This window comes from Larkinella sp. (assembly GCF_965227735.1).
In the GTDB taxonomy this organism is placed as follows: domain Bacteria; phylum Bacteroidota; class Bacteroidia; order Cytophagales; family Spirosomataceae; genus Larkinella.
Map to the genome: position 1 here is coordinate 1,906,402 of NZ_OZ245776.1, position 15,082 is coordinate 1,921,483.

Annotated in this window: 10 protein-coding genes; all 10 read left to right on the forward strand. The window is 53.7% G+C overall.

Annotation, left to right across the window (positions count from 1 at the left end):
- The first annotated feature begins 155 nt into the window (after positions 1-155).
- Positions 156-2,849, forward strand: a complete 2,694-nt coding sequence (locus tag ACO064_RS07290; protein WP_421826731.1) for a c-type cytochrome — start codon at positions 156-158, stop codon at positions 2,847-2,849.
- Positions 2,850-2,922: 73 nt separating this feature from the next.
- Positions 2,923-3,711, forward strand: a complete 789-nt coding sequence (locus ACO064_RS07295) for a 3-keto-disaccharide hydrolase (protein WP_421826732.1) — start codon at positions 2,923-2,925, stop codon at positions 3,709-3,711.
- Between the two features lie 114 nt (positions 3,712-3,825).
- Positions 3,826-4,881: an aldose 1-epimerase family protein gene (locus tag ACO064_RS07300; protein ID WP_421826733.1), complete on the forward strand. Its 1,056-nt coding sequence runs from the start codon at positions 3,826-3,828 to the stop codon at positions 4,879-4,881.
- Positions 4,882-4,910: 29 nt separating this feature from the next.
- Positions 4,911-6,134: a class I mannose-6-phosphate isomerase gene (locus tag ACO064_RS07305; protein WP_421826734.1), complete on the forward strand. Its 1,224-nt coding sequence runs from the start codon at positions 4,911-4,913 to the stop codon at positions 6,132-6,134.
- Positions 6,135-6,277: 143 nt separating this feature from the next.
- The gene (locus ACO064_RS07310) at positions 6,278-7,309 is read left to right on the forward strand and encodes a sugar phosphate isomerase/epimerase family protein (protein ID WP_421826735.1); all 1,032 of its coding nucleotides are present in this window, start codon (positions 6,278-6,280) and stop codon (positions 7,307-7,309) included.
- Between the two features lie 108 nt (positions 7,310-7,417).
- Entirely contained in the window at positions 7,418-8,581 is a 1,164-nt protein-coding gene (locus tag ACO064_RS07315; protein WP_421826736.1) for a Gfo/Idh/MocA family protein, read from the forward strand.
- Positions 8,582-8,944: 363 nt separating this feature from the next.
- The gene (locus ACO064_RS07320) at positions 8,945-10,435 is read left to right on the forward strand and encodes a sugar ABC transporter ATP-binding protein (RefSeq protein ID WP_421826737.1); all 1,491 of its coding nucleotides are present in this window, start codon (positions 8,945-8,947) and stop codon (positions 10,433-10,435) included.
- 22 nt (positions 10,436-10,457) lie between these two features.
- The gene (locus ACO064_RS07325; RefSeq protein WP_421826738.1) at positions 10,458-11,441 is read left to right on the forward strand and encodes an ABC transporter permease; all 984 of its coding nucleotides are present in this window, start codon (positions 10,458-10,460) and stop codon (positions 11,439-11,441) included.
- A 230-nt stretch (positions 11,442-11,671) separates the two neighbouring features.
- The gene (locus ACO064_RS07330; RefSeq protein WP_421826739.1) at positions 11,672-12,616 is read left to right on the forward strand and encodes a sugar ABC transporter substrate-binding protein; all 945 of its coding nucleotides are present in this window, start codon (positions 11,672-11,674) and stop codon (positions 12,614-12,616) included.
- A gap of 139 nt (positions 12,617-12,755) precedes the next feature.
- Positions 12,756-15,080, forward strand: coding sequence for a PSD1 and planctomycete cytochrome C domain-containing protein (locus ACO064_RS07335; protein WP_421826740.1), 2,325 nt, complete (start codon positions 12,756-12,758; stop codon positions 15,078-15,080).
- Positions 15,081-15,082: the final 2 nt, after the last annotated feature.

Here is a 15,082-nt window from a genome sequence, read left to right on the forward strand (position 1 = left end):
AAACCCGAAATAATCCGGAGCCGCAAGGCCCATTTTTCCAATTTAGAAGTATACGTGTAGAATCGAACCATCTCGCAGAACGGATACCCTACTCAACGGCTTTGCCCGACGTCCGGGTCGACAAGCATTTTTTACTGTATAAACCCTAATTACTTATGTTTTCTACGTACAGATCGGTCAAGTTAATGCTATCGGTCTCGGCACTTGCTCTGGTGGGCGCTTCGTGGGTCGGTTTAAACTACCCGGAAACAAACCGGCAGGGGGCCGAAAGTCCGAAGGTCGACAAACTAAAACTACTGCCCGGTTTCAAGGCAGAACATTTGTACAGCCCTTCCGAAAATAACCAGGGGTCCTGGGTTTCGATGACATTCGACGACAAAGGGCGTATGATCACTTCCGATCAATATGGGGGACTTTTCCGGCTTAAAATTCCGGCAATCGGTTCCGGTTCGACCAAACCAACTGTCGAAAAACTCAGCGTTGGCAAGGATACATTAGGAATGGGTTACGCGCAGGGGCTGCTGTATGCGTTCAATAGCCTCTATGTTATGGTAAACAACCGGTCGAATCCCCGGTTTCCCAAGTCCAGCGGTTTATACCGCCTGCAGGATACCGACAACGACGATCAATACGACAAGATAACCTTACTCCGGGAATTGAAAGGGGAAGGCGAACACGGTCCGCACAGCATCGTGTTGTCTCCCGATAAAAAATCGCTGATCGTGGTGGCGGGTAACCACACCGACGTACCCCCGATGGATGCGTACCGGCTTCCCTCCAACTGGAAAGAAGACAACCTGTTTCCGCTCATCAAGGACCCACGCGGCCACGCCAATGACCGGATGGCGCCCGGCGGCTGGGTTGCCACAACCGACCCCGAAGGCAAGCGCTGGGAACTGCTTGGCGCCGGTTTCCGGAACGAGTTTGATGTGGCATTCAACGAAAACGGCGATATGTTTACGTACGATTCGGACATGGAGTGGGATTTTGGCACGCCCTGGTACCGCCCGACCCGGATCTGCCACATTCCCAGTGGGGCCGAATTTGGCTGGCGCACCGGAAATAGCAAATGGTTACCCGGCAATCCGGACAACTTACCGCCCTTGCTGAACATTGGTCAGGGCTCGCCGACCAACGTATTCTACGGCGCAAATGCGAAGTTTCCCCAAAAATACCGCCAGTCCCTGTATGCCTTCGACTGGAGCTTTGGGATCATCTATTCCATCCATCTGAAACCGAAAGGTGCAACCTACGAAGGCGAACGGGAAGAATTTATCTCGGGTTCACCACTTCCGCTCACGGATGGCTCGATTGGCCCCGACGGTGCCATGTATTTTCTGGTGGGCGGTCGCCGGCTGGAGTCCGATCTGTACCGGGTTTATTACAACGGTTCTGAATCCACTTCGACCACTCCCCTGACACCAACCGTTACGGCTGAGCATAAACTCCGGACCAGTCTGGAACAATACCACCTGGAGCCCAACCCGGCAGCACTGGCAGCCGCCTGGCCCCACCTGAGCCACCCCGACCGTTTTGTTCGTTACGCGGCCCGGATTGCGGTTGAACACCAGCCCGTAGCCCAATGGCAGGACAAGGCACTGAGCGAAACCAACCCGCAACGGGCCACGCAGGCCATTGTTGCCCTGGCCCGGCAAGGCAGCGAATCCGCCAAAAGCGGAGCCATCAATACCTTGTTGAAGATCAATTTTGCACAGCTTCCGGAGTCGCAGCAATTTGACGTTCTGCGGGCTTTTGAATTGATTTTCCTGCGCATGGGTGCGCCAACCGACGCCGACAAAGCCAAAGTGATTGCATACCTGAATCCTCATTATCCGGCCAAAACCGCCTTGATGAACCGGGGTTTGAGTAAGGTATTGATCTACCTGGAAGCGCCGGGCGTGGTTGCCAAAACACTGGCGTTGATGGACAAAAAAGACGAGCCCGGTATGGCCGACCTCAACCTGACCCCTGCGACGGCTTCTTCGGATCTCATTTTGCGCAATCCGCAATACGGACTGGATATTGCCAAAATGCTGGAAAAAGTGCCACCGCTGCAACAGACCTATTACGCCGTTATGTTGAGCCGCCAGGAAACCGGCTGGACACCTGAACTGCGGAACAAGTATTTCACCTGGTTTGGCAATGCCTTCAAATACCAGGGCGGTCGCAGCTATGTAGGCTTTATCGACCGGGCCCGGAAACTGGCGCTGGCACACGTTCCCAAAGATCAGTTCGAGAAATACAACAAAATGTCGGGAGCGGACTTGCTGACGACGAACGGGAATGATCTGGCAATGGGCTACGCTCCGAAAGGGCCGGGCCGTCGCTGGCAGCTCGACGACGCCGTTGCGGCTGTCGGAACGGAATTAACGGGACGGAATTTCGAAGAAGGCAAAAAAATCTACGGTGCCGTTCTGTGCAGCCGTTGCCATTCGATTCAGGGTTCGGGCGGTGACATTGGCCCGGATTTGACGCAACTCGGCACCCGGTTTTCAAACAAGGACATGCTGGAAGCGATCATCAACCCGAACAAGGCCGTTTCCGATCAGTATGCGTCCACGATCTATTACCTGAAAAACGGACAGTCGGTATTGGGTCGGCAGCTTTCGGAAGACAAGACAAGCTACACCATTTCGCAGAATCCGTTTGCCCCGGATCAAACCCGGAAGATTCTGAAGAAAGATGTAACTTCCACCAAGTATTCTACCGAATCGGTCATGTTACCGGGTCTGATCAACAGCCTGAACCCCGAGGAACTGAAAGACCTGATGGCGTATCTGAAAGCCGGTGGCAATCCTGAAAACCCCGTCTACAAAGGCGGAACCGGAGCCGCAAAAGGTGATAAGTAAATAAACGCCCCTCGATCCTGAAGCCTCAGGATCGAGGGGCGTTGTTCGTTCAAGTGTAAAAATTGAAAATGCGATGTTGAAAAAAGCAAAGTATAAATTACTTCCAGTCGGATTTCTCCTGGCGGCCGTCCTAACCGGCGGTTTAACCACCGGCTGCGTAGGGCAAACGAAGAAAGAAAAGAAAGAGGGTTTCGTTAAAATATTCGACGGAAAATCCCTGAAAGGCTGGGATGGCGACCCGGTTTACTGGAAAGTCGAAAATGGCAATCTGGTGGGTGAAATTACGCCAACCACGCTCCTGAAAACCAACTCCTTTATCATCTGGAAAGGTGGCCAACCGGCGGATTTTGAACTGAAAGGCGAGTTCAACATCACCGAAAGCGGCAACTCCGGCATTAATTACCGTAGCGAGCAACTGACCGACATTCCATTTGCCCTCCGGGGCTATCAGGCCGACATCGACGGCGCCAACCGCTACACCGGTCAGAATTACGAAGAACGCAAACGGACGACGCTGGCGTATCGCGGCCAGAAAACGACCATCAAGCCGTACACCGGCCCCGCAACGCCGGAAGGAATCCGGTCCAATGTTAGCAAAAATGCCTGGAATGGCCTGACTGTAACCGGTTCACTGGGTAGTTCCGACTCCCTGAAGACTTTAATCAAGAAGGAAGACTGGAACACGTTTCACCTGATTGTGAAAGGAAATAAGCTGCAGCATTACGTCAACGGGGTTTTGATGAGCGAAGTGACGGACGAAGACACCGTCAACGGAGCCGCCAAAGGACACCTGGGTGTCCAGGTACACGTCGGCCCCCCCATGAAGGTGCAATACCGCAACCTGATGCTGAAGCAGTTGTAGATTTTTTATGGTATTCGGTTTACGGTTTACGGTTTACGGTGGGCTGACGCGAGAGAAAAGCATGCGTCAGCCCACCGTAAACCGTAAACTGTAAACCGTAAACGATACGTAGTTTTGACATCACCAAACTGGCATAAAAAACTTTCTCATCCGGCCCAATGGGGAGGCATCGAAACCGCCGTGCTCGATAACGGGGCCGGACGAGGCACCCGAATTGCCTGGATCAATACCGGCACCGGACTCCGTTACAAAGTGGTGATCGACCGGGCAATGGACATCGCCGATGCGTTTTACAACCAGCACGGTTTGGCCTGGCTGAGTCATTCCGGGATCACTCCCCCGCAGCCGTTTTCGGACAAAGGCATCGACTGGCTCCGGACGTTCAACGGCGGACTGCTCACCACCTGCGGACTGACGCACGTGGGCGGCCCCGAATCGGATGCCTACGGTGAACGCGGTCTCCACGGTGAAATCAGCAACATTCCCGCCGAAATCGTCTCCATCATCCAGCCCGACCCCGCCCTGGGGAAGCTGGATATGAGCATCACGGGCATCATCCGGCAGACGCGGGTTTTTGGCCCCAGCCTGGAACTCCGGCGCACGATTTCGGGCACGCTCGGCCAGCCGACGATCCGGATTCACGACGAGGTGATCAACCGGGCCAACACCCCGGCTCCGCACATGCTGCTGTACCATTTCAATTTCGGCTGGCCGCTGGTCGACGAAGGAACGGAACTGGTGTGGCAGGGGCCGTGGCAACCCCGCCACCCGGATCAGGAATACAAAATTTTCGTAGCCGGAAACGACTTCAAAAAATGCCCGGCTCCACTGGATGACCACAGCGGTTTTGGTGAGGAAGTCGCCATCATCGACCCCACGCCGGATGCCGACGGCTGGTGTACCGCCGGGCTCTACAACGCCCAACTCGGTTTTGCCCTGTCGATGCGGTTTCAAAAGGCGCAGTTGCCCTGGCTGACCAACTGGCAACACTGGGGCGCGGGCGAATACGTAACGGGCATCGAACCGGGCACCCACGCACCCATGGGACAGGCCAAAGCCCGGGAATTGAATGAACTGCTCTTTCTGGCACCGGGCGAAAGCCGCCAGTATGAAGTCGAACTGGCCATTTTGACCGAACAGGACACCATCACACGTTTTTTAGGAAAATAAGTTTAGGTAGATTAAAAAGTGACCCTTTCATGGAAACAACCGAAAAAGTGAGTGTAGCTCAAAAAGCATTAGAACAGGGACAAGGCATTCTGCGGCTGGCTCCAACCTGGGTGCCCCGCTCCTTCTGCGTACCCGGCCGCCGGATCAAGTTGCATCCCGATGATTATTACGTGCTGGGCGGAGAACGCGGTGGCATCGACGAACGCTGGCTGTCCTCGACAACCCCCGCCAAAAATGGCCCGCTGACCGGCGAAAACGAAGGCTTGAGCCAGGTGGTGTATTCGGACGGAACCACCGAAGAGAAAATCCTGCTGAAAGATGCCATCGATGAGCTGAAAGGCGAGCTGATTGGCGACCGGCTGTGGAACGAATACGGTGCGTGGCCGATGTATTCCAAGTTTTTCGATAACATGGGGCCACTCCCCCACCACCTCCACCACAACGACGAGCAGGCTGCGCTGATCGGGCAGTTGGGCAAACCGGAGGCCTATTATTTTCCCCCGCAACTGAACAACCACGGCGGTGATTTTCCGTATACATTCATCGGTATTGCCCCCGGCACCAGCAAGGAGCAGATCAAGGAATGCCTGCAAAACTTCACCAAAGGCGATAATAAAATCACGAATTATTCGATGGCCTACCGGCTCGAACCGGGAACCGGCTGGGATGTTCCGCCCGGACTGCTCCACGCACCGGGCAGTTTGTGTACCTACGAACCGCAGAAAGCGTCGGACGTTTTCGCGATGTACCAGTCGCTGGTCAACGAAGCCATTATTCCGGAAGAACTGCTCTGGAACGGCACGCCAAAAGACCGCATCGGCGACTACGACCAACTGATGGAAGCCATCGACTGGGATTTGAACGTCGATCCGCAGATGATGGCCAACCGGTACATGGTTCCATTGCCGGTGAAAGATACCGCCGAAATGGAAGCCGAAGGCTACCGCGAAGTCTGGGTTTGCTACAAATCCGATGCGTTCAGTGCCAAGGAATTGACGGTATTGCCGGGCCAAACCGTGACCATCAAAGACAGCGCGGCTTACGGGATTATCGTGATGCAGGGACACGGCAAAATGGGCGTTTGGGACATCGAAACCCCGGCCCTGATCCGCTACGGCCAATTGACCAACGACGAATTTTTCATCAGCGAAAAAGCGGCTGTCGAAGGCGTTACGATTGTCAACCCGTCGTCCACCGACCCCATCGTCATGCTGAAACACTTCGGCCCGGCGAATCCTGATCTGGTTCTATAAGTTTACGGTTTTCGGTATACAGTTTTCGGTGGCTGACGCACGCTGCTGGCCGCGTCTTTATAAGATGCGTCAGCTAACCGAAAACCGCAAACGGAAAACCGTAAACCGTAAACCGCATAAAAACCTTAAACCATATACCCTCCATGAGCACGAATAATTATCCTAAACTCCACAACGCCACCTGGCCGGGTGTGGTAGGAAAAGGCCCTGACTCTGAACCCCTGATTCCGATCGATACCATGCTGGAACTAACGGCGGCTGCCGAAGTGGACGGGGTGAAGTTCGACGGCGTCGATGTCGGCCTTTTCGACCCCAGTATTGACATTAACGATCCCAAAGAAGGAGCTAAAAAATTAGCCGATAAAGTTGCCGCCCACGGTTTGGTGATCGGTTCGCTGGTGGCCCCGATCTGGGGTGGTCCGGTGTTGGGCAGCAAGGAAGACCGGGCGGTTTTTATCGACATGGTCCGCAAAGCCTGTCAGTACGGTCAATACCTGAAAGAAATCGGCATTCGGACTTATGGCGTCATTCGGATCGACTCGGCCAGCTCGCCCGAAACCTGGGCAAAAGACCCGGCGGGGAGCACCAAACAGATTGCCGAAACGTTCCGCGAAGCCTGCGATGTAGCGGCTGAATATGGCGAAAAACTGGCCGCCGAAGGCGAAATCTGCTGGGGCGGGATGCACAGTTGGAAAGCGATGGTTGATACGCTGGTTGCCGTAGATCGTCCGAACATGGGTTTCCAGGCGGACATGTCGCACACACTGCTGTATATGCTCGGCTACAACAGCCCCGAAGACCGTATTTTGCCCGCCGACTTCGACTGGAATGACCGCGCGGCACTGGAAGAAGGACTGAAAAAAATGACTGCCGCCCTGCGCCCCTGGACCATCGACTTCCACGTCGCGCAAAACGACGGAACCGTTCATGGAACCGGCTCACACGACAAAACCGGTCGTCACTGCCTGGCCACCGACCCGAACGGCAAGCTCGACATTGCCAAAGATGCCGGGTACTGGCTGCGCGACGAAAACGGTAACCTGACCAAGGCCTTCAAACACATCTGCTGGGATGGTTGCATGTTCCCGAATGAGGTTATGTATAAACAACAGACCTGGAACGACATCCTCGCGGCTTTGATCAAAGTCCGTAATCAACACGGGTGGAGTGAATAACTGTATACGGTTTTCAGTTTTCGGTTTACGGTTGGCTGACGCATTCGTATTCGCGTGCGTCAGCCAACCGTAAACCAAAAACCGTAAACCGAAAACCTTACCTTAACAATGGCAACGAAAAAAGAACTCAGAATTGGATTGATCGGGACCGGTTTCATGGGCCGGACGCACTCCAATGGTTATAATCGCGTACCCAATTTTTTTCCGGAACTGGAATACACGCCGGTTTTGAAGGCGGTTTGCTCACGCAACGCCGAAAAAGTACAGGCTTTCGCCGATCAGTGGGGTTACGAATCCATCGAAACGGACTGGAAAGCCCTGATCGCCCGGGATGACATCGACGCGGTGGACATCTGTACGCCGAACGATACCCACGCCGAAATCGCCATTGCTGCGGCTGCCGCGGGCAAAATGATTCTCTGCGAAAAACCGCTCTCCCGCAATCTGGCCGAAGGTGAGCAAATGGTGGAAGCCGTTGACAAAGCCGGCGTTGCCAACACGGTTTGGTATAATTACCGCCGTCTGCCCGCCGTTTCGCTGGCGAAACAGATTGTGGCTTCCGGGAAACTGGGTCGGATTTTCCACTACCGCGCCAACTTCTTGCAGGACTGGACCATCAATGCCGACGTTCCGCAGGGCGGCACCGGCACCTGGCGCATGGATCTGGAAGCCGCCGGTTCGGGGGTAACGGGTGACTTGCTGGCTCACTGCATCGACACGGCCATGTGGATCAACGGTGGCATCACGGATGTGTCGGCAGTGACCGAGACGTTTGTGAAAGAACGGATGCACGCCCTGACCGGGAAAGTGCAACCCGTCGGCATCGACGACGCCTGTATTTTCCATTGCCATTTCGAAAACGGTTCGCTGGGCTTGTTTGAATCGACCCGCTACGCCCGTGGTCATAAGGCGCTGTATACCCTGGAAATCAACGGTGAACACGCGTCGATCCGCTGGGATCTGCACGACCTGAACCGCCTGGAATACTTCGATCACTCCGACGAGTCGATTGTGCGCGGCTGGCGTTCCATCCACGTCACGGACGGCGACCAACCCTACATGGACAAGTGGTGGGTGCCGGGTCTGGGCATTGGCTACGAACACGGTTTTGTGCACCAGGTGGCCGATTTCCTGAAAAGCCTGGAAACCGGCGAGCCTTGCTCACCGACGTTCAAAGACGCGCTGGAAACCCAGAAAGTGTGCGAAGCCGTTATCAACTCCGCCAAATCGCGGAGCTGGCAGGATACCGGCGTTGAATGGACGGAGAAATAATTCGATGGATCGTCCCTACGGGACTTGTCACATTCGATCCCTGCTTTTTCGGCGGGTTAAAACCCACCGCTACAAGATGATTCATCCCTCCGGGATTGTAAATTTGATAATCCCGGAGGGATAGATCATCTTGTAGCCTCCGGTTTTAACCGGGATGACATGAACGAGATAGACCTCAAATCCCGTAGGGATGACTCAATATTGTAGCCCCCGGTTTTAACCGGGGGACCAATCCCCGAATCATACCGTACAAACCAAACCGTTTTAACGGTTTCCGAATCATACCGGAAAACCGTTAAAACGGTTTTGATTTAGCCATTATTTATCCCTCATTCCCACGGTTTAAACCGTGGGCTGTTCGTTATGAATCCCGATTACATTCTCACCGTACGCGGGTTGACCAAAACCTTTTCGGGCGTCAAAGCGCTGAACCAGGTGCAGTTGAACCTGCGCAAGGGCGAGGTTCATGCGCTGATGGGCGAAAATGGGGCCGGAAAATCCACCTTCATGAAAATTCTGATCGGGCTTCACACGCCCGATTCCGGGGAAATTATCTTTGAAGGGAATGCCTTAAAGGACAGTAATGTAAACGAGATTCTGAAAAAAGGAATCTCGATGATTCACCAGGAAATCCTGATCGTTCCGGAACTGACCGTTGCCCAGAACATCTTTCTGGGGCGGGAGTCGAACCGGGGTTTCTTTAGCTGGATCGACGAGAAAAAACTGAATCAAAAAGCGGGTATTCTGCTGGAGCAGATGGGCGTCACGATTTCGCCCACGACCCCCATGAAATACCTGAGCGTTGCCGAAATGCAAATGGTGGAAATCGCCAAAGCCATTTCCAACGACGCCAAAGTAATTATCATGGACGAGCCGACCTCCGCGCTGTCCGACAAAGAAGTAGCCACGCTCTTCGGCATCATCCGGGATTTGAAGAAAAAGGGCGTCGCCATTATTTACATTTCCCACAAAATGGACGAAATATTTGACATCGCCGATACCATTACGGTTTTACGGGATGGCAAATACATCGACACCAAACCGGCCGCCGAACTGGACACGCCTGCGCTGATCAAGCTGATGGTGGGCCGGGAAATTGACAGCCTGTTTCCGGATTCGGCCACGCAGAAAGGCACTGAAATTCTGTCAGTTAAAAACCTCAGCCGGGCCGGAAAGTTTTCCGACATTACGTTTGCCGTTCACGCCGGAGAGGTGCTGGGCATCGCCGGTTTGATGGGCGCCGGCCGCACCGAAATTGCCCGCGCCATTTTTGGACTGGACCCCGTTGACAGCGGTGAACTGTATTTGAAAGGAAAACAACTTATTATCAAGACTCCACAGGATGCCATTCGATCCGGCATTGGCTATGTTAGCGAAGATCGGAAAAAACTGGGGTTCATTCCCGGCATGTCGGTGAAGCACAACATGACGCTGGCGAGTCTGCCGAACCACGCCAAAGGCCTGTTTATTCAGGACAAAAGCGAGACGGCAACGGCGGCCCAAATGATCGCCGACCTGCGGATCAAAACCGCCGGGGCCGATCAGAAAGTGACGTTTCTGAGTGGTGGAAACCAGCAGAAAGTTGTGATTGGAAAGGTATTGCTGGCGTCACCGGATCTCGTTATTCTGGATGAACCGACACGCGGAATCGATGTGGGGGCCAAGTTTGAAATTTATAAACTCATCAACCGGTTGGTTTCCGACGGCATCGCCGTGATCATGATTTCGTCCGAATTACCCGAAATTCTGGGCCTGAGTGACCGGATTCTGGTGCTGTCGAAAGGAAAACAGACCGCTTTACTGACCAAAGCGGAAGCGACACAGGAAACCATCATGCAGTACGCAGTGCATTGAATCATTACGCATCCTAACCCGAATGGAAAACCCTGTTCAAACCGACCGCAACCCGGTTGGGATATCGACCAAAAACCGCATCCGGGGGATCGGCCAATACGGTATTTTCATTGCCTTTATTCTCATTTGCCTGGTTCTTTCGGTTGTCACGCCCAGATTTCTGACGGTCTCCAACCTGACGATTGTCGTCACGCAGGTGTCGATCAACGCTTTGCTGGCTTTTGGGGTTACGTTTGTGATCATTACGGGCGGCATTGATTTGTCCATCGGTTCCATCGTGGCCGTTACGAGTGTGGTAGCTGCGTCCTTCGCCCATCCCGACACGTATCCCGTTGTCGTACCCATTCTAACCGGTTTAGCCGCCGGTTTGCTCCTCGGTGCTTTCAACGGTTTGGTCATTACGAAAAGCAAGGTGCCGCCGTTTATCGTCACGCTGGGAACGATGACCATCGGCCGCGGGCTGGCGCTGATTCTGAGCAAGGGCCGCCCGGTATCCAACCTCTCCGATTCCTTCAATTTCATCGGTGGCGGTCATCTGCTGGGTATTCCAAACCCGATTATCATCCTGGTCGTGTTCTTTATCATCTGTTCGGTGGTGCTCAAAAAAACCGTGCTAGGGCGCTACATGTATGCGGTGGGCGGCAATGAACAGGCCGCTCAGGCATCGGGTATTCAACTAAATAAAGTCAAAATGGTGGTGTATACGCTGTGCGGAGGACTCGCGGCCCTGGCCGGTATTTTGCTGACGTCGCGCATCACCACGGGTCAGCCCAACGCCGGCGTCGGTTTCGAACTGGACGCGATTGCGGCCGCCATCATCGGCGGAACCAGCACCTCGGGCGGAACCGGCACCATGACCGGAACGCTGATCGGGGCGTTGCTGATCGGGGTCATCAGCAACGGGCTGGATTTGATGAATGTTACCTCGTATTACCAGCAGGTCGTGATGGGCGTTATCATCATCGGCGCAGTGGTTTTGGATAGTTTGAATAAACCGAAAAGCTAATATTTTAAAACCCGGAGGGGTTAAATGTTAATAGCCAATTGAAAAAGTCCATGTTCAAAACCCCGGCAGGGGCGTACTGAAGGCAAGTCCATTTTTAGGACGCCCCGCCGGGGCTTTTAGGTTTATGAAAAACGTTCTATTGACATTTAACCCCTCCGGGGTTTGAACTGAATCAGTTTAACAGAAATCAACTTTACAAACCTTCCAGAGAATAGGAACAATAAAACAAGATGAAACAAATTACCTTCTTTTCTATTTTTGTTACCTTCTTCACTACCAGCCTGCTAACAGGTTGCAACCAATCTTCATCGGGCGAAAAAACCGGCGACAAAAAGCTGACCGTGGGCGTGACGATGCTCAGCATGCAGAACGAGTTCATTGTCAACGTCAGCGACGAGATCGACAAAAAAGCGAAAGAATCTGATGTGGAGTTGATCACCGTCGACGCCGAGCGTTCGGCCCTGAAACAGATCGAGCAGGTGGAGAGCTTTATTGCGCAGAAGGTCGATGTGATTATCATGAATCCCTGCGAGGTGGAAGCCAGCTCGCCCGCGGTGACGAAGGCGTTGGCTGCCAACATTCCGATCATCAACGTCAACTCCGAAACCACCGCCAAACCGTCGGCCTTCATCGGTTCCGACGACGTGGAATCGGCCCGGATTGCGATGAAATTCATTGCCGAAAAACTGGGCGGAAAAGGCAATGTGGTGATGATGCACGGCTACATGGGCCAGGCCGCCCAGATCAAACGCGAACAGGGCGCGCGGGAAATTCTGAAACAGTATCCGAACCTGAAACTAATTGCCCACCAGACCGGCGAGTGGGACCGGGCGAAAGCCATGTCGCTGATGGAAAACTGGATTCAATCGTATGGCACGACCATCAACGCGGTTTTTGCCCAGAATGATGAAATGGGAATGGGTGCCGTCAAGGCGTTAACCGACGCCGGTTTGAAAGACAAAGTGATCGTGGTCAGTATCGATGCCATTCCGGATGCGTTGCAGGCCGTCAAAAAAGGAACACTCGATGCAACAGTTTTTCAGAATGCCGAACAGCAAGGCGCCAAGGCCATTGAAACCGCCATCAAAATTGCAAAAGGGGAAGCCTATGAGAAGGAAACCTTGATTCCGTTCCAGTTGGTAACCAAAGAGAACTTGGCTAAATTTATGAAATAATATCACTATGGCACCAAATCGTATCATCTCTTGTTATAATATTTCACGAAATTGGACGCGTTTTTAGCGTAGCGCCAACGCTTCATATCTTCCTAAACCAGTAGGATTCTTCAACTACTACCGAACCCATTTATTTCCTATGCTCAAGCAGTCCTTTTATTTGATCGGTGTTTTGGCAAGTGTTCTCGGGGTGATCCAGGCCTGCAATACGGATTCAACGCATGGCGTTGAAGACGAAAAATTGCCGGATGTCGTCAGTTATAATTTTGATATTCGCCCCATTCTGTCGGACAAATGCCTGGCCTGCCACGGCCCGGATGCCAACAAACGGGAAGCGGGCCTGCGGCTCGATGTGGCCGAAAGTGCCTTCAAAGCCCTGGCCGAAAATCCGTCTGCTCACGCGCTGGTAGCCGGGAAACCCGAACAATCGGCGGCTTTTCTGCGCATCACCACCCAGGACACGTCCCTGCTGATGCCTCCCCCGGCGTCGAACCTCAAATTATCGACCCGCGAAATCAACCTGATCGAAAAATGGATCAAGCAGGGCGCGAAATATGAAAAACACTGGGCGTTTGTGGCCCCTAAAAAACCGGCCGTTCCGGAGGTTGACCAGACCGACTGGCCCAAAAACGAGATCGACCATTTCATTCTCCACAAGCAGGAACAGAAAGGATTAGCCCCCAACGAAGAAGCCGACAAAGAACGGCTGCTGAAACGGTTGAGCCTGGATTTGACCGGTTTGCCGCCGTCGCTGCCGCTGATGGATCAGTTTCTGGCCGACAACAGCCCGAATGCCTACGAAAAAGCCGTCGATCAGTTGCTGAAAAATCCGGCCTACGGCGAGAAAATGGCCCTGCACTGGCTCGATCTGGCCCGCTACGCTGATTCGCACGGTTATCAGGACGATGGCTACCGGACGCAGTGGCCCTGGCGCGACTGGGTGATCCACGCGTTCAACAAAAACATGCATTACAACGACTTCGTCACCTGGCAATTAGCCGGGGATTTGTTGCCCAATGCGTCGAAAGAACAACTGCTGGCGACCGGTTTTAACCGAAACCACAAAATCACCGAAGAGGGCGGGGTTATTCCGGAAGAATACCGGATCATGTACGTCACCGACCGGACCGATCTGTTCGGAAAAGGACTCATGGGTGTCACGATGGAATGTGCACACTGCCACGACCATAAATACGACCCGTTCTCCCAGAAAGAATATTACCAGCTTTTTGCGTTCTTTAATAACGTGAAAGAAGTGGGGATCGAGTCGGTGATCGGCGGCCCCGAAACCTACGCCAAAAAACCGCTGATGGAAATCAGCGACGACGAAGTCAAAAACATCCTGACGTTTGTCAACAAACCGGACACCAACCGCCTGATTGTGTCGGTTATGGGCGATATGGACCCCGACACGATGCGCAAAACGTACATCCTCAAACGGGGTGTCTATGACGCGCCGGGCGACGAAGTAGCCCCCGGAACGCCGTCGTCGATTCTGCCTTTCAACAAAAACTATCCCAAAAACCGCCTGGGGTTATCGCAGTGGCTGTTCGACAAAAAGAATCCGCTGACGGCCCGCGTGTATGTCAACCTGCTGTGGCAGGAATTCTTCGGGAAGGGCATCGTGAAAACCTCGGGTGATTTCGGGATGCAGGGCGATCTGCCGTCGCATCCGGAATTGCTGGACTGGCTGGCCGTCGATTTTATGGAACACAACTGGGACATCAAACGGCTGGTGAAACAGATGGTGACCTCGGCTACCTACCGCCAGTCGGCGGTGGTGACGCCTGAAAAGTTGAAAAACGACCCCGACAATGTCTTGCTGGCGCGTGGTCCGCGCTACCGGATTCCCGCCGAATTCATCAAAGACCTGGTGTTGTCGAGCAGCGGTTTGCTGAACAGAAAAATTGGTGGTCCCAGCGTGAAACCGTATCAGCCTCCCGGTTTGTGGGAAGGCGCAACCTCGGGCCGCGGGCTGCTGTCGACCTACAACCAGGATCACGGCCCGAGTTTGTACCGCCGGGGCATGTATACGCTCATCAAGCGAACCGTTCCGCCCCCATCGCTGGCCATTTTCGACGCCAGCAACCGGGATTTGTGCGAAGTGAAACGGCTGAAAACCAACACGCCCTTGCAGGCTTTGGTGATGATGAACGACCCCACGGTGCTGGAAGCGTCCCGCGTGCTGGCGGCCAATCTGCTGCAGGAGAACAGCGTGTCGAAGGATAAAATCAGCAAGGCTTTCCGCCTGATTGTGGGTCGAAAACCCAAAGAAAAGGAAATCGACATGCTGACGGCCTATTACGAAAAAGGGCTGAAGGAAATTAAAAAACCGGTCGCGGAAAAGGCCCTTGCGGTGGGCGAATACCCGATTCCGGAGAAAGTGGACAAGACGAAACTGGCCGCCATGATGCGGGTGATTTCGACAATTTATAACCTGGAAGAAACCATTACAAAGACGTAGCG

Excerpts from the sequence above, each read along its gene's own strand:
- ACO064_RS07290 (WP_421826731.1), top strand. The coding sequence starts at position 156 with ATGTTTTCTACGTACAGATCGGTCAAGTTAATGCTATCGGTCTCGGCA.
- ACO064_RS07295 (WP_421826732.1), top strand. The coding sequence starts at position 2,923 with ATGTTGAAAAAAGCAAAGTATAAATTACTTCCAGTCGGATTTCTCCTG.
- ACO064_RS07305 (WP_421826734.1), top strand. The coding sequence starts at position 4,911 with ATGGAAACAACCGAAAAAGTGAGTGTAGCTCAAAAAGCATTAGAACAG.
- ACO064_RS07310 (WP_421826735.1), top strand. The coding sequence starts at position 6,278 with ATGAGCACGAATAATTATCCTAAACTCCACAACGCCACCTGGCCGGGT.
- ACO064_RS07315 (WP_421826736.1), top strand. The coding sequence starts at position 7,418 with ATGGCAACGAAAAAAGAACTCAGAATTGGATTGATCGGGACCGGTTTC.
- ACO064_RS07320 (WP_421826737.1), top strand. The coding sequence starts at position 8,945 with ATGAATCCCGATTACATTCTCACCGTACGCGGGTTGACCAAAACCTTT.
- ACO064_RS07325 (WP_421826738.1), top strand. The coding sequence starts at position 10,458 with ATGGAAAACCCTGTTCAAACCGACCGCAACCCGGTTGGGATATCGACC.
- ACO064_RS07330 (WP_421826739.1), top strand. The coding sequence starts at position 11,672 with ATGAAACAAATTACCTTCTTTTCTATTTTTGTTACCTTCTTCACTACC.
- ACO064_RS07335 (WP_421826740.1), top strand. The coding sequence starts at position 12,756 with ATGCTCAAGCAGTCCTTTTATTTGATCGGTGTTTTGGCAAGTGTTCTC.